At 69.3% G+C, this 14,936-nt stretch carries 15 protein-coding genes and 1 pseudogene; 8 read left to right on the top strand and 8 right to left on the bottom strand.

Going from position 1 to position 14,936, the window contains the following annotated elements; translation table 11 throughout:
* The coding region (locus JO059_RS06750; RefSeq protein ID WP_293315319.1) for a TCP-1/cpn60 chaperonin family protein at positions 1-587 on the bottom strand (587 nt) is incomplete at its 3' end.
* 304 nt (positions 588-891) lie between these two features.
* Between JO059_RS06750 and JO059_RS06745 the strand changes: the two genes are divergently transcribed.
* On the top strand, positions 892-1,383 hold the full coding sequence (locus JO059_RS06745) for a cupin domain-containing protein (protein WP_293315318.1): 492 nt from the start codon (positions 892-894) through the stop codon (positions 1,381-1,383).
* A 175-nt stretch (positions 1,384-1,558) separates the two neighbouring features.
* Here JO059_RS06745 and JO059_RS06740 read toward each other — a convergent pair whose 3' ends face one another.
* On the bottom strand, positions 1,559-3,001 hold the full coding sequence (locus JO059_RS06740; protein WP_293315317.1) for an NAD(P)/FAD-dependent oxidoreductase: 1,443 nt from the start codon (positions 2,999-3,001) through the stop codon (positions 1,559-1,561).
* Positions 3,001-3,480: a VOC family protein gene (locus JO059_RS06735; protein WP_293315316.1), complete on the bottom strand. Its 480-nt coding sequence runs from the start codon at positions 3,478-3,480 to the stop codon at positions 3,001-3,003. The genes JO059_RS06740 and JO059_RS06735 overlap by 1 nt, the downstream gene beginning before the upstream one ends.
* 61 nt (positions 3,481-3,541) lie before the next feature.
* On the opposite strand from JO059_RS06735, the gene glp reads away from it, so the two are divergent.
* From glp to JO059_RS06715, 4 genes are read left to right on the top strand one after another with little or no spacing between them, the layout of a single operon-like run.
* Entirely contained in the window at positions 3,542-4,765 is a 1,224-nt protein-coding gene (glp, locus tag JO059_RS06730) for a gephyrin-like molybdotransferase Glp (RefSeq protein ID WP_293315315.1), read from the top strand.
* A gap of 25 nt (positions 4,766-4,790) precedes the next feature.
* Positions 4,791-5,522 carry a phosphatidylserine decarboxylase gene (locus tag JO059_RS06725; RefSeq protein WP_293315314.1) on the top strand — a complete coding sequence of 244 codons (732 nt, stop codon included), beginning with the start codon at positions 4,791-4,793 and terminating at the stop codon, positions 5,520-5,522.
* Positions 5,522-6,388: a CDP-diacylglycerol--serine O-phosphatidyltransferase gene (gene pssA / locus JO059_RS06720; protein WP_293315322.1), complete on the top strand. Its 867-nt coding sequence runs from the start codon at positions 5,522-5,524 to the stop codon at positions 6,386-6,388. Before JO059_RS06725 ends, pssA begins: the two co-directional genes overlap by 1 nt.
* A complete protein-coding gene (locus tag JO059_RS06715; protein ID WP_293315313.1) occupies positions 6,385-8,550 on the top strand; it encodes an AAA family ATPase in 2,166 nt (721 codons plus the stop codon). Before pssA ends, JO059_RS06715 begins: the two co-directional genes overlap by 4 nt.
* Here the strand turns inward: JO059_RS06715 and JO059_RS06710 are convergent.
* Positions 8,524-9,132, bottom strand: coding sequence for a TetR/AcrR family transcriptional regulator (locus JO059_RS06710; protein ID WP_293315312.1), 609 nt, complete (start codon positions 9,130-9,132; stop codon positions 8,524-8,526). The genes JO059_RS06715 and JO059_RS06710 overlap by 27 nt on opposite strands.
* 21 nt (positions 9,133-9,153) lie before the next feature.
* Here JO059_RS06710 and JO059_RS06705 point away from each other — a divergent pair, with 21 nt between their 5' ends.
* From JO059_RS06705 to JO059_RS06695, 3 genes are all read left to right on the top strand, one after another.
* Positions 9,154-9,933 carry a DUF2867 domain-containing protein gene (locus tag JO059_RS06705; protein WP_293315311.1) on the top strand — a complete coding sequence of 260 codons (780 nt, stop codon included), beginning with the start codon at positions 9,154-9,156 and terminating at the stop codon, positions 9,931-9,933.
* Between the two features lie 94 nt (positions 9,934-10,027).
* The gene (locus tag JO059_RS06700; protein WP_293315310.1) at positions 10,028-11,434 is read left to right on the top strand and encodes an MFS transporter; all 1,407 of its coding nucleotides are present in this window, start codon (positions 10,028-10,030) and stop codon (positions 11,432-11,434) included.
* A gap of 17 nt (positions 11,435-11,451) precedes the next feature.
* A complete protein-coding gene (locus tag JO059_RS06695; RefSeq protein ID WP_293315309.1) occupies positions 11,452-12,384 on the top strand; it encodes an SDR family NAD(P)-dependent oxidoreductase in 933 nt (310 codons plus the stop codon).
* Between the two features lie 11 nt (positions 12,385-12,395).
* Here the strand turns inward: JO059_RS06695 and JO059_RS06690 are convergent.
* From JO059_RS06690 to JO059_RS06675, 4 genes and pseudogenes are all read right to left on the bottom strand, one after another.
* Positions 12,396-12,696, bottom strand: a pseudogene (locus JO059_RS06690) (enoyl-CoA hydratase-related protein); the annotation flags it as partial.
* A 10-nt stretch (positions 12,697-12,706) separates the two neighbouring features.
* Complete coding sequence (locus JO059_RS06685) at positions 12,707-13,327, bottom strand: LON peptidase substrate-binding domain-containing protein (protein ID WP_293315321.1); 621 nt, start codon at positions 13,325-13,327, stop codon at positions 12,707-12,709.
* A 29-nt stretch (positions 13,328-13,356) separates the two neighbouring features.
* Positions 13,357-14,475 (bottom strand): glutamate--cysteine ligase, encoded by a 1,119-nt coding sequence (locus JO059_RS06680; RefSeq protein WP_293315320.1) that lies wholly within the window; start codon positions 14,473-14,475, stop codon positions 13,357-13,359.
* A 61-nt stretch (positions 14,476-14,536) separates the two neighbouring features.
* Positions 14,537-14,936, bottom strand: a 400-nt coding sequence (locus JO059_RS06675) for a superoxide dismutase family protein (RefSeq protein WP_293315308.1), incomplete at its 5' end; no start/stop codon positions are given.

Here is a 14,936-nt window from a genome sequence, read left to right as displayed (position 1 = left end):
CCCTTGTCGAACCGCATGCCCTCGGTGAGCTCGAGCTGCAGGCCGAAGGTGTTGGACTCCTCGACGGTGATGACGCCCTCGTTGCCGACCTTGTCCATCGCCTCGGCGATCAGGTCGCCGATCGACTGGTCGCCCGCGGAAATCGCTGCGGTAGCGGCGATCTGGTCCTTGGTCTCGACCTCCTTGGCCGACTTGAGCAAGGTCTCGGTGACCTTCTCGACCGCCTTCTCGATGCCGCGCTTGAGACCCAACGGGTTGGCCCCGGCGGCGACGTTGCGCAGGCCCTCGCGCACGAGCGCCTGGGCCAGCACCGTGGCCGTCGTCGTACCGTCACCGGCCACGTCGTCGGTTTTCTTGGCAACTTCCTTGACCAGCTCGGCGCCGATCTTCTCGTACGGGTCCTCCAGCTCGATCTCCTTGGCGATGGACACGCCATCGTTGGTGATCGTGGGGGCACCCCACTTCTTCTCCAGGACGACGTTGCGGCCCTTGGGACCCAACGTCACCTTTACCGCGTCGGCGAGGGCGTTCAGGCCCCGCTCGAGGCCGCGACGGGCCTCTTCGTCGTACGCAATTGTTTTGGCCATTGCGAAGTGATTCCTCCGGATTGGGGATGACACGGAGCGCCCACGCGTGTGGGCCACCCCTTACTTACGCTGGCCGGGTGCAGTGCCCGCGACGGACGGCTCACGTTGTCGTCGTGCGACAGCCTGGGCCTCACCGTCCCGACCTAGCACTCAGCGGTCGCGAGTGCCAACGTCATTCTTAGCACTCGCCTATGCCGAGTGCAAGAACACCAACCGCCTTATCGCTGCGCGCGTAAACCGCCGACGACGACGCGGTTGGCCCGCACCGCCAGCGCCGAGTCGTAACTTGGGCAAACTGGAAACCATGTCCCTTGTCGTGCCGCCGTATCCGCCACCCCGCTACACCAAAGCTGAACCGGAGGTCAGCGCCTGGCTCAAGCGCGCGGACTCGCCACCTGACTATGAAACGGTCGGGACCAGGTACCACTACCTGGCCGATCAACGGGCCACCGACGGTGACTACGGGCTGTACCGGGTCGACATCGCCCCCGCGGGGGGTGGGCCGCCGGCGCACTATCACCGCGCCATGTCGGAGGCTTTCTTCGTCCTGTCCGGAACGATGAAGCTCTACGACGGCAGGGAATGGATGGACGGGCATCCGGGCGACTTCCTCTACGTCCCACCGGGCGGTGTCCACGGTTTCCGCAACGAGGCCGACGAACCGGCCTCGGTCCTGATGCTCTTCGCGCCGGGGGCGCCGCGCGAAACGTACTTCGAAGGCCTCAGCATGCTCGCCGACATGACCGACGAGGAACGCCGGGAATGGTTCATCCGCCACGACAACTACTGGATTTAGTCGTTCGGCGTTGCGCTGTAAGGTGTGGCCGTGCCGGCGAAGAAGCAGTCAAAGCGCGCTGCGCGCGCGGCGTGGATGAAGATCGAAATGGCGATGAGCGCCCCCATCAGACCCGTCGTGCGGGGTAAGCGCCTGAGGCCCCGGCCCGCCGGTCACGGCCAGCGCTACCGACGCGCTAGGAACCAAAGCGGTAGTCGGCCGCGACGAGCTCGCGGGTCCGCTCGAAGAACGTCCGGCCGCTATAGGGCAACTGCGTGACGACTTTGCCGCTGGGGTGCCGAAAGTAGTTGGTACAGGCCAGCCAGACCTTGCCCACCATGGCGGCCTGAATTTCGTCGTTGTAGCGTCGCTGCGCCTCGGAGGTCACCTCGACCGTGCGCGCGCCCCGCGCGCCCATCACGTCGAGGATGTGGCGGATGAACGTCGTCTGCGCCTCGTGGATGTACAGAATCGAGTTGACGCCGTTGGTATTCGGGCCGTAGAGCACGAAGAAATTCGGATAGCCCGCCACCAGCGTGCCGAGGTACGCCTCCGCGCCGGCGCTCCACTCCCCGCGAAGGTGCCGGCCGCCCGTTCCGTACACGTCGATGCTCGCGAGGTAATCGGCGGCCTTGAATCCGGTGCCGTAGATGACGGTGTCGACGCGGTGTTCGACGCCGTCGACCGTCCGCACACCGCGCTCCGTCAGCTCGGCGATCGCGGCGGTTTCCAACGTGACATTCGGCAGGGCGAACGTCGGGTACCACTCGCGCGACATCAGCGGCCGCTTGCAGCCGACCGGATAGTCCGGCGTCAGCTTCGCCCGCAGCTCGGGGTCGACCACCTTGCGCATGAGGTAGCTGCGGGCGAGCTCGGTCGCCTCGCGAGTCTGTGCGGCGTCGATGTCGAAGCTGGAGGATTCGTAGGCATCGAAGGCCTCGTCGCGCAGCTTTTGCGCCTCCGCCGGATCGCGCTCGAACAGCTGGTGCTGCTCGGCGGAGAACGGAAAGTCGAACCGCGGCGCGATCCAGATCGGGGTCCGCTGAAACACCGTGAGGCGCGCGGTTTCCCGCGCGATCGCGGGAACGTATTGCACGGCGCTGGCGCCGGTTCCGATGGAAGCAACCCGCTCCCCGGCCGTCGACTTGCTGTGATCCCAACGCGCAGAATGGAATTGGCGTCCGCGAAAGCGGTGAGCCCCCGGAATGTCGGGAATGTTCGGCACGTCGAGCATCCCGACGGCGCTCACCACCACGTCGAAGTGGTGCTCGGCTCCGTCGTCGCTCGTGAGAGTCCACCGCCGCCAATCGTCCGACCAGCGAACCGTCGTGATCGAGGTGTTGGGCCGCAGGTGCGGCCCCAGCCCGTGGTCGGTGGCGACCTTTTCGAGATAGGCCAGGATCTCGGGCTGGCTCGCGTAGGTCTTGCTCCATCGTGGGTTGGGCGCGAACGAATACGAGTACAGATGCGACGGGACGTCGCAGGCCGCACCCGGGAAGGTGTTGTGCCGCCACGTCCCGCCGAAGCCGGAGGCTTTGTCGAAGATGGTGAAGTGGTAGCCCCCGTCGGCCAGCTGGATTCCCATGGCGATGCCGCCGGCGCCGGCGCCGATCACACCGACCGTCGGCTTCGGGGGCACTAGGCCCCCTGCGCGAAGTACGGCCGCCCGGGCCGGCTCTTCTCCACCAGGATGAACACCACGCCCCATGGATCGACGAACCAGGTGGTGCGGACCCGCGCGACGTCCGCGATTCCGCTGACCAGGAAGCGCACCCCTTTGCTTTCCAGGTCGGCCCGGGTGGCGTCGAGATCCTCGCAGATGAGGCCGACATGCGACAGCCCGTGATCGGTCAGTGGGGCGGCGGCTCGTCGATCCCCGCCCTGCACGCCGAGATATTCGATCACCTCGAGCACCCGATCGCCGTCGTCCGCGAACCCGACGATGGCGGCCTTCATGGCGGGGTCCGACACCAGCTCCCCCATGTCGTCGCGAATGGCCTTACCACTCATGACGTACGGCGGTGAGAGCACACGCAGACCCAACACGTCGCGGTAAAACGCGACGGCGGCCTCGCAGTCGGGAACGCACACCCCGGTGTGGGCCATCCCGGTAATCACGTTCTCAACCTTACGGCTCGCCGGCGGCCGGGTCGGCATCCCGGGCGCCGATAATGGCGAGATGCGTTCAGTCGAAGAGCATCGGCGCGTCGTGACGGACATGATCCGCGCCAACCCGCCCGTCGCCGTCGCCTTGGCCAAGGCGCAGGGACTGGTCCTGTCCGACGACGTGGTCGCGGGGCTCGCGCTGCCGGTTTTCGACAACTCCGCAATGGACGGATACGCCGTGCGCGCCGAGGACGTCTCGGGCGCGACGCTCGAACACCCGGTGGTGTTGCCGGTCGCCGAGGACATACCGGCCGGACGCACCGATGAGTTGGCGTTGCAAGCGGGAACGGCGCACCGCATCATGACCGGCGCGCCCGTGCCGGCCGGGGCGACGGCGATTGTCCCGGTCGAAGACACCGACGGCGGCCTGCATTCGGTGACGATCCGGCAGCCCAGGAGGCCCGGCGACCACATCCGGCGAGCGGGCGAGGACGTCACCCCCGGCACCACCGTCCTGCGCAAGGGCCACGTCGTCACGCCGGCCATGCTGGGCCTGGCCGCGGCGCTCGGGATGGCGGAGCTGACGGTGGTCCCGCGCCAACGGGTGCTGGTGCTGTCCACCGGGTCGGAGCTGGTGCCGCCGGGCAACCCGCTGCGGCCGGGGCAGATCTACGAGTCCAACTCGATAATGCTGGCCGGAGCGGTGCGCGACGCCGGTGCGCAGGTTGTCGCCGTCGCGACCGCGCAAGACGACGTCGTCCACTTCGGTTCGCTTCTCGACCGCTACGCCGCGCCCGAGCACCGGCTCGACCTGATCATCACCAGCGGTGGGGTCAGCGCCGGCGCCTACGAAGTCGTCAAGGATGCGTTCGGGCCCCACGGCGTGCAAGGCGGTGAAGGGGTGGAATTCGTCAAGGTGGCGATGCAGCCGGGCATGCCGCAGGGCATCGGACGCGTGTCCGGCACGACGATCGTCACCCTGCCCGGCAACCCGGTCAGCGCGTTGGTGTCCTTCGAGGTGTTCATCCGCCCGGCGCTGCGGAAAGCCATGGGGTTGCTCGATCCCGAGCGCCCGCGCCGCACGGCGGTGCTGGCCGAGTCGCTGACCTCGCCACGCGGCAAACGCCAGTTTCGCCGCGCCGTGCTCGACCCCGAAACCGCAAGCGTCACCAGCTACGGTCCGCCGGCGTCACACCATTTGCGGTGGCTGGCCTCGGCGAACGCGTTGCTGGAGATCCCGGAAGACGTCGTCGAGGTATCCGCGGGGACCGAGCTACAGGTCTGGGACCTGAGCTGAAACCGGCGCTCCGTAAGATGGCCGCGTGGCAAGACGCCCCCACCCCGTCGGCCCCACCGCCGAGGATCCGGCCTTCAGCCCCCAACACGCCCTGGAGTTGGTCCGCTCGGCCATTCCGCCGGTGCACCCGGCGGGGTGGCCGTACGTGGCCGCCGGCCTGGGGACGGCGCTGATCGGGCGGAACCACCGATGGCTGCGCCGGGCGGGCCTGATGGCCGCGGTTGCCTGCGCGGGGTTCTTTCGTCACCCCCCGCGGGTGCCGCCCACCCGACCCAGCGCGGTGGTGGCACCCGCCGACGGCGAAATCTGTGTGATCGACGCGGCCGCTCCGCCGGCCGAACTCGTGATCGGACCGCAGAGTACAGCGCCGCGGCCGCGGATCAGCATCTTCCTGTCGCTGCTTGACGCGCACGTGCAGCGTGCCCCGGTGAGCGGCGAGGTGGTCGCCGTGCAACACCGACCGGGCCGCTTCGGGTCGGCGGACCTGGCGTCGGCGAGCACCGAGAACGAGCGCACCAGCATGCAGATCCGGACCGACACCGGCGCCGACGTGGTCGTCGTGCAGATCGCGGGGCTGCTGGCACGCCGCATCGTCTGCGACGCGCGTGTCGGGGACAAGCTGTCCATCGGCGATACCTATGGACTGATCCGATTCGGTTCCCGGCTGGACACCTACCTCCCGCCGGGCTCCGAACCGCTGGTGAAGGTGGGTCAACGCGCCGTCGCCGGCGAGACGGTCCTGGCAGAGCTGCCATGATCAACAATCGTTCCCGCGGCAGGCGGACGATGAGCCTGCACCTGCTGCCGAGCGCGATGACCGTGCTGTCGATGTGCGCGGGACTGACGTCGATCAAGTTCGCCCTCGAGCATCAGCCGATTCCCGCGATGGCGCTGATCGCCGCGGCGGCCATCCTGGACGCCCTGGACGGACGTGTGGCCCGCATCCTGGGCGCCCAGTCGCGGCTCGGCGCGGAAATCGACTCCCTGGCCGACGCGGTGAACTTCGGCGTGACACCCGCGCTGGTGGTCTATGTGACGTTGCTGTCGAAGTGGCCCATCGGCTGGGCGGTGGTGCTGCTGTACGCCGTGTGCGTGGTGCTGCGGCTGGCCAGGTACAACGCGCAACAGGACGACGGAGGCCAGCCCTCCTACGAGAAGGAGTTCTTCACCGGCATGCCCGCGCCGGCGGGTGCGGTTTCCATGATCGGTCTGGTGGGCCTCAAACTGCAGTTCCACGGCGACGGATGGTGGAGTTCGCTGTGGTTTCTCACCATCTGGATCACGGGGACGTCGATCCTCATGATCAGCGCCATCCCGATGAAAAAGCTGCACACCGTGGCGATTCCGCCGAACCTCGCGATCCCGCTGCTGGCGGTGCTGACGGCCGCCGCCGCGGCCGCCGTTCTGGCGCCGTACATCTTGATCTGGGTGATCATCATCTCCTACGTGTGCCATATCCCGTTCGCGGTGCGCAGCAAGCGCTGGCTCGCCAAACACCCCGAGGTGTGGGACGACAAGCCAAAGCAACGTCGCGCCGTGCGTCGCGCTGACCGCCGGTCGCAGCCGCACCGGCGGTCGACGACGCGGCTGGGGCTGCGAAAGCCGGGCGGGCGCCTGCGATGATCCCGGCCTCCGGCAGTCAGCTCACGCTCACCGCCAGGCTGAACACCTCCGCCGTCGACTCCCGCCGTGGCGTCGTCCGCATACACCCCAATGCCGTTGCTGCCCTTGGCATTCGGGAGTGGGACGCGGTCTCGCTGACCGGATCGCGCACCACCGCGGCCGTCGTCGGCCTGGCCGGCCCGGACACCCCGGTCGGCATCGTGCTGCTCGACGACGTGACGCTGTCCAACGCCGGGCTGCGCGAGGGCACCGCGGTGATCGTCAGCGCGGTCACCGTCTACGGCGCGCGGTCGGTGACGCTGTCCGGCTCGTCGATGGCCACCACCTCGATCACGCCCGTCACCCTGCGACAGGCGTTGCTGGGCAAGGTGATGACCGTCGGCGACGCCGTGTCGCTGCTGCCGCGCGACCTGGGCCCCGGGATATCGACGTCGGCCGCCACCCGGGCGCTGGCCTCGGCCGTCGGGATCAGCTGGACCTCGGAGCTGTTGACCGTCACCGAGGTCGACCCGGACGGGCCGGTCAGCGTGCAGCCGAACTCGTTGGTCAGCTGGGGAACCGGGGTCCCGGCCGTCGGGAGCCCGCACGAGCAGCTTCCCACCGGCACCCCGGAGATCCTCGTCGAGGAGCTCAAGGGCTCGCAGCCGCAGGCCGCCAAACTCGCCGAGTGGCTCAAGCTCTCGCTCGACGAGCCGCACCTGCTCAAGAGCCTGGGCGCGGGCACCAACCTCGGTGTGCTGGTGTCGGGCCCGGCCGGCGTCGGCAAGGTGACGCTGGTGCGCGCGGTGTGCGACGGCCGCCGGCTGGTCGAGCTCGACGGCCCCGAGGTGGGCGCGCTGGCCGCCGACGACCGGCTGAAAACCGTTGCCGCGGCAGTGAAGAAGGTTCGCGACGGCGGCGGCGTCCTGCTGATCGCCGACGTCGACGCGCTGCTGCCGGCCACCGCCGAGCCGGTGGCCGCCCTGATCCTCGGCGAGCTGCGCGCCGCCGTCGCCACCGGGGGCGTCGCGCTGATCGCCACCTCCGCCCACCCCGACCAGCTCGACGCCCGGCTGCGCGCCCCCGACCTGTGCGACCGGGAGCTCGGCCTGCCGCTGCCCGACGCCGCCACCCGCAAAGCGCTGCTGGAGGCGCTGCTCAAACCGGTGCCCACCGGCGACCTCGACCTCGACGAGATCGCCGGGCGGACACCGGGTTTCGTCGTCGCCGACCTCGCCGCGCTGGTGCGTGAGGCCGCGCTGCGGGCGGCGTCGCGGGCCAGCGCCGACGGGCAACCACCGAAGCTGAATCAGGAGGACCTCGTCGGCGCGCTGACCGTCATCCGGCCGCTGTCCCGCTCGGCCAGCGAGGAGCTGACGGTCGGGAACGTGACGCTCGACGACGTCGGCGACATGGCCGAGGCCCGGCAGGCCCTGACAGAAGCGGTGTTGTGGCCGCTGCAGCATCCCGACACCTTCGCCCGGCTGGGCGTCGATCCCCCGCGCGGCGTGCTGCTGTACGGCCCGCCCGGCTGCGGCAAGACGTTCATCGTCCGCGCCCTGGCCAGCACGGGGCAGCTCAGTGTGCACGCGGTCAAAGGCTCCGAGCTGATGGACAAGTGGGTGGGCAGCTCGGAAAAGGCGGTGCGGGAGCTGTTTCGGAGGGCCCGCGATTCGGCGCCGTCGCTGGTGTTGCTCGACGAGGTGGACGCGCTGGCGCCGCGGCGCGGGCAGAGTTTCGACTCCGGTGTGACCGACCGGGTGGTGGCCGCGCTGCTGACCGAGCTGGACGGCATCGACCCGCTGCGCGACGTCGTGGTGCTGGGCGCCACCAACCGGCCCGACCTGATCGACCCGGCGCTGCTGCGCCCGGGCCGGCTGGAGCGGCTAGTGTTCGTCGAACCGCCCGACGCCGCCGCCCGCGGCGAAATCCTGCGCACCGCGGGCAAATCCATGCCGCTGAGCGACGACGTCGACCTCGACGCGGTCGCCGCCTCGCTCGACGGCTACAGCGCCGCCGACTGCGTCGCGCTGCTGCGGGAGGCCGCCCTGGGCGCCATGCGGCGATCCATCGACGCCTCCGACGTGACGGCCGCCGACCTCGACACCGCCCGCAAGACCGTACGCCCCTCGCTGGACCCCGCACAGGTGGAGTCCCTACGCGAGTTCGGCACGTCGGTCTAGGTGGGTCTCTAGCACCGCCCGGGCCGACGCCGCGACGTCGGCCTCGAGCCAGGTCGGCATCGGCTCGTCGTGTGCGTGGCGGCGGACGACGGCATACGGCAGGTCGGCGACCGCGCGCGCGACGGCGTCGACCGATCGCCGGTCGCGTCTTCCGTACAGTTGCTTCGCCAGGGCCGAAAGCCGTTCGGTCAGGGGCGCATTCATCGCGGCGAGCGTCTCCCGGAACGCCGCGTCGGGCTCCCCGTCGAGCAGGTCGGTAGGCCGGATCGTCAACAACAGCCGGGCGTCTTCGGGGAGCTCGCGGGCGAATCCGACGGCGGCCACCGCCATCGCCACCGCCGTGTCGATGGCCGTCTCGCCCTCGGCGGCCAGCGCCCGCGCCTGGAAACGCTCGAGCGCCCGCAGCCATGCCGCCGTCAGGATGCCGTCGCGGTTGCCGAACCGGTGATACAGCGTGCCGGCGGGCGCGCCGCTCGCCTCCGAGATCGCCGCGACGCTCGCCGCCCGCGGTCCCCCGTCGAGCACCAGCGCGCGGGCGGCGTCCAGGATCACATCGGTTTCGTGCTTCCGCGGAGGCGCCATGATCTAGTACATTCCTTCTATATGGAACGCTTGCCCTATATCGATGAGCATGCCATAACCGTGCCCGCAAATCGCGACGACACGTGGTCGGCGCTGCTGCGGGTGATGTGCCGCGACCTGCTCGACCCGTCGACCGTGCCGACGGGCTTCGTGTTGGACCAGGCGCGGCGGCCGGAGCTGTTCGCGCTCAAGGGCCGCCACCCGTTCGCGATCTACCGGTGGGTGTTCGAGTTGGACGACGTGGCGCCCGGCACCCGGGTGCGCGCCGCGACCTGGGCGGCCTTCCCCGGCATCCACGGCAAGGCCTATCGCGCGCTCGTCATCGGAACGGGCGCACACCGAATCGTGGTGCGCAGGGCGCTGAAACGCATGGCGGCGGCGGCACTCGGCGGGACCGGGGCCGACTACGCGGACATGTTCGAGGCCCCTATGCCGCAAGGTGATTCGCGCACCGCCGAACAGGCGCTCCGCGACACGGTGGGGCGAAGGCCGGGCGCGGGCGGGAGCCTCGTGCTGTGGATCCACCGCCACGTACTGGGGCTTCGCCTGGGTCCGTACTCCTCGCCGGATCACATCATCGGCTGGCCGATCGCGCGTTCGGATCAAGAGGAGATCGTGCTGACGTCGGGCGGGCCGCTCATCCGCGGCCGGTTGACGCTGCGCCGCCGGGACGGTCGGGTGATGCTCATCACCGGCGTGCATTACAACCGCCTTGCCGCCCGCGCGGTGTGGGCCGTGGTCGGCCCGCTGCATCGGGCCGTGGCGCCGGGACTCGTGAAACGCGTCGCGGCACACGTCTGAACCGTCTGGCTCGTTCATTCGTCCGAATTGGCGTAACCCCGATGCCTACAAACAGGCATCCGACAACCTCACCAAGAAGAGCAGGACCGGTTTCGTGAAGTTCCCTGATGTCGCCCCGACGACGCGGGTCATGACGGTGGCGATCATGGTCTCGGCGGTCGTGTTCCTCGACGGCACCGTCGTGAACCTGGCCTTGCCGGCCACGGGGCGCGACATCGGCGGGGGCATGTGCACCCAGCAGTGGGTCGTCGACGGCTACCTGCTGGCCGTGGCGGCCATGGTCCTGCCGGGCGGCGCCATCTCCGACCTGTTCGGGCGGATACGGGTGATGCGCTTCGCGCTGGCGGCCTTCGGAGCGGGCTCGGTGATGGCGGCGACGGCGGGCACCCCGTCGATGCTGATCGCCGGGCGCCTCGTCCAGGGATTGGGCGGCGCATTCCTGGTGCCGGGCTCGCTGGCCCTGATCAACTCGACGTTCGAACCCGCCGACCGGCCCGCCGCGATCGGATCGTGGACCGCGTGGACCGGAACCGCCTTCGCGGTGGGACCGCTGCTCGGCGGACTGGCCGTCGACTTTCTGGGCTGGCGCTGGATCTACGTCTTGTCCGCGGTCCCCATGGCCATCGGCTTTGCGCTGACGTACTGGCTGCGCGGCATTCCCGGACCCTCCGGACGCGCCCGCCTCGACATGGTCGGCGCCACGCTGTCGGCGGTCGGGCTAGCCGCCACGGTCTACGCGCTGATCGAGCAGGGCCGGCGGGGATGGGCCGACGCACTGGTCCGGGCGACGTTGGCGGTGGGCATCGCGGCACTGCTGGCGTTCGTGGCATGGCAGCGCCGCGCATCCCACCCGATGGTGCCGCTGAGCCTGTTCGCCGCCCGCAACTTCGCCGGAGCCAACCTGGTCACCGCGCTCGTCCACGGCGGCATCACGATGGGGTCGTTGGCGATCGCGCTGTACCTGCAGGAGGTCGCGGGGTATTCGGCCACCGCTTCGGGCCTGATCACGCTGCCCAGCCCGATCATGTCGTTGCTGTTCGCCCGCGGCGTCGGCGGCATGGCCGCCTGGATCGGACCGCGCATCTTCCTGATGGCCGGTCCCGCGCTGGCCGGAATCGGGCTGCTGCTCATCCGCCCCACCGCCCACGGACTGCACGCCCTCACCGACGTGTTGCCGGGCAGGATCGTGCTGGCCGTCGGCATGGTCCTTGCCGTCACCCCCCTGACCGTGGTCAATCTGTCCGCCGTCAAGTCCGCGCACAGCGGAATCGCCGCGGCGATCCAGAACGCGACCGGGCGTACTTCCGCGCTGATCGGGGTGGCCTGCGTGGGAGTGATCACCGCCAACAGGCTCACCGATGCCAGCTTCGCCCGGCTCATGGTTGTCAGCGCGGCGCTGTTCTTCGTCGGCGCCGCCGTCGGCGGCCTCGCCATCCGGAACGGGCACGCAGCCGCCGAGCCCGCGGCCGACCTCCCGTTGGAGCTCAACCCCGCGCGGTAGCGCTACTGTCATCGGGCATGAGCGAACGGCGCACCGCCCGGCAGGTCGTCGACGGAATCGACCTGTCCGGCAAGACATGTGTGATCACGGGTGCGTCGTCCGGGCTGGGCCGCGAGTCCGCACGCGCGCTCGCCTCCGCGGGCGCGCACGTCGTCCTGGCCGCGCGCAACCCCGGCGCCCTTTCGCAGACGGCCCGATGGGTGGGGGCCGAGGTTCCCGGCGCGCGGGCCTCGACGGTGGCGCTCGACCTCACGGCACTGGCCAGCGTCCGCGCGGCGGCGGGCGCGATCCGCGACATCGCACCGGCGATCGACGTGTTGATGAACAATGCCGGTGTCATGTTCACCCCGTTCGGCCGTACCGCCGACGGATTCGAAACGCAAATCGGCACAAACCATTTCGGGCACTTCGAACTCACCCGACTGCTGGTGCCGCACCTGGCCGCCGCCGGGCAGGCGCGAATCGTCAACCTGTCCTCCCGCGGCCACGTCATGGGGGACGTCGACTTCGACGACCCCAACTGGGAGAGCAGGCAGTACGACAAGTTCGTCGCGTACGGCTCGTCCAAGACGGCGAACATCCTGCACGCGGTGGAAGCCGACCGGCGGCTGCGGGGCTCGGGCATCCGCGCCTGCGCCGTCCACCCCGGCACCGTGGCCACCTCGCTGGCGCGCTACATGTCCCGCGCGGACTTCTCCGAGCTACGCACGATGGTCGCCGCCCGCGCCGCCGCCCGCGGCGAAGCGAGCGACGGCTCGCTGGATCTCGCCACGCCCGAACAGGGCGCGGCCACCCAGGTGTGGGCCGCGGTCAGCCCGGAGCTTGCCGACAAGGGCGCGCTGTACCTGGAAGACTGCCGGATCAGCGACGCGGTCGCGCCCTACGCGCGCGACGCACAGCGCGCGGCGGACTGGTGGCTGCTGTCCGAAAAGCTATGTGACAGAGCATGAACCAATATAAACACTTGCACCACACCGTATTTGGCGTCCTCGGCGGCCACCCGGATGGCGAGGCAGAAAACCCGCTGTCGGCCGCAGGGGTGTCGAACGGCGAGATGTTGCCCGAGAAATCCGCCCCGACGCAAAAGCCCTGCCCGCACCGGTTACCACGATGGCGCGGACGTCGTCGTCGGCGCCGCAGTCGCGGTAGGCCCGGCTCAGCAGCGCGCCCATCTCGGCGGTGTAGGCGTTGAGATGTTCGGGGCGATTCAGCGTCAGCACCGCCACGCCCTGGTCGATGTCGATCGTCATGTCGGCGCTCATCGGCTTGCCCCTACTCGGACAGCTGGAACTCCACCATCTCGGCGACCGCGTCGACGGCCTCGCTGAGCGCGGCCAGCCGCTCGGCGGCCGACGGCGCCGACAAAACCGAATAACGGTCCGCCGTTCCTATCGGGATGCGGGTCGCCAATGCGAGCAGGCGTTGCCCGGCTTCGGCCGCGCCATTCTCGCCGTTGCCCAGCAGCATGTCGCGGTCGGGCGGCGGGGCGCCGCGCGCTTCCGCGATCCGCGCGAACAAGGCCATCAGCCGGTCTTCGAGCGCGACCAGCTGGGCCCGGCTCACCGGATCCCCGGGCTCATCGGGCCACCCGGTCACGATCGCGCGCGGGTAGGGATCGTCGGACAGCCACTCGCACACCCGAATCCGCTCCCCCGTGCGGCAACGCAGTACATATCGGCCCTCACCGAGGTCGGCGTACTCGACGATCCTTGCCAAGATGCCGACGTCGCAACGCGTGTCGCGGCCACCGACCTCGCGACCGGCAGAGATCAGCACGACACCGAACGGCTGGCCGCCGTCGATGCAGCGGCGCACCAGCGCGCCGTACCGGGGCTCAAAGATGCGCAGCGGCAGCTCCTCCCCGGGCAGCAGCGCCGACTCGAGCGGAAACATCGGCAGCTCAATGCCTTCCGGGTCCGCCGTCAAATGTCCAGCTCCCCCACCAGCGCGTCGACGACCGCGCGCAGGTCGCCGTCGTGTTCCTCGGCCACCCGCCGCTGCCGCTGGTACGAGGCGCCGTCCGCCCATATGTCGGCCACCGCGCGCAGCTCGTCCGCGCAGTGCAGCGACTTCGCCACCGGTTCCAGGCGGGTCAGCACGTCGGCCAGATCGTCGGTGACCAGCCGCTCGTTGCTGTCCGCGTCCAAGATGATCACCGCGTCCAGGCCGTAACGCGCCGCGCGCCACTTGTTTTCCTGCACGTGCCACGGCGGCATGGTGGGCAGTGTCTCACCGGCGTCCAGCCGGCGATCCAGGTCGACGACCAGGCAGTGGGTCAACGCGACCAGCGCAGCGAGCTCACGCAGGTTGGACACGCCGTCGCAAACCCGCACCTCCAGGGTGCCAAGATGCGGAGAAGGCCTTATGTCCCAACGGATTTCATCCATGTGGTCGATGATTCCGGTCTTCTTCTGGTCGTAGACGAAGCCTTCGAACTCGGCCCACCGCTGAAAGTGAAACGGCAACCCGGCCGTCGGCAGCTGCTGAAACATCATGGCGCGGTTGCTGGCATATCCGGTGTCTTCGCCGGCCCACCAGGGTGACGACGCCGATAGCGCAAGCAGGTGCGGGTAGTACTTCAGCAGCGACGTCATGATCGCCATCACCTTGTCAGCCGAGGAGATGCCGACGTGCACATGCACTCCCCAGATCATCATCTGCCGCCCCCACCACTGAGTTCGCTTGATCAGCTCGGCGTAGCGCGGGGCATCGGTGAGTTTCTGAGCGGACCAGCGCGCAAAGGGATGCGTGCCGGCGCAGAACAGTTCCATGCCCCGTTCCCGGACGATCTGGCGGGCCGGAAGCAGGGTTTCGCGCAGATCCTCGATTGCCTGGGCGGTGCAGTCGCAGATGCCGCTGACCACTTCGACGGTGTTGCGCAGCAATTCCTTGTGCACGCGCGGGTTTTCGCCGATCTCGGCGATGACTGCGGTGGCTTCATTGCTCAAATCGCGGGTTTGCGCGTCGACGAGGGCGAACTCCCACTCCACACCTATCGTCGGCCGCGGCGAGGGAGCGAAGTCGATGCGGGCGTCTCTTATTTTGAGGTCTCTTTCGAGGCCCTTTTTGACGCCTCCTTCGAAGCCTCCTGTGACGGCCTTGCTACCCGGCACCGATGACACCGCACGCCACCCGCTTGCCGGCGTCCCCGGTGCTCATCGTCATCGCGTCGGGGCCTGGCGCCCCCCCATTTGTTTGGCTGTACCGATCCCGCGGGATGTTTTGGAAGTTGTCGGCGCCCGCGTGGATGATGATTGCCGTCTTCTCGCCCGTCAGCAGGTCTTCCATGGCGAAGGCATCGGTGGTGGTCATCAGCATCCCGCTGCCGTCCTTGCGGACCTCCAGTGAGGTCAGGTCACCGCTGGCGGGTTCGGTGGAATGGCCGGGCGCCTGGAAGTGCTCGCCGGCGGACAAGAAGTCGCCAGGCGCGCCGCCCGTCGGGGCCGTCGAGTTGGGCTCGCACTTGCCCGTCTTATGGATGTGCACCCCGTGGAAGCCGGGC

Source organism: Mycobacterium sp., from assembly GCF_019247615.1.
Classification (GTDB): domain Bacteria; phylum Actinomycetota; class Actinomycetes; order Mycobacteriales; family Mycobacteriaceae; genus Mycobacterium.
This window is presented reverse-complemented; position numbering and strand designations above follow the sequence as displayed.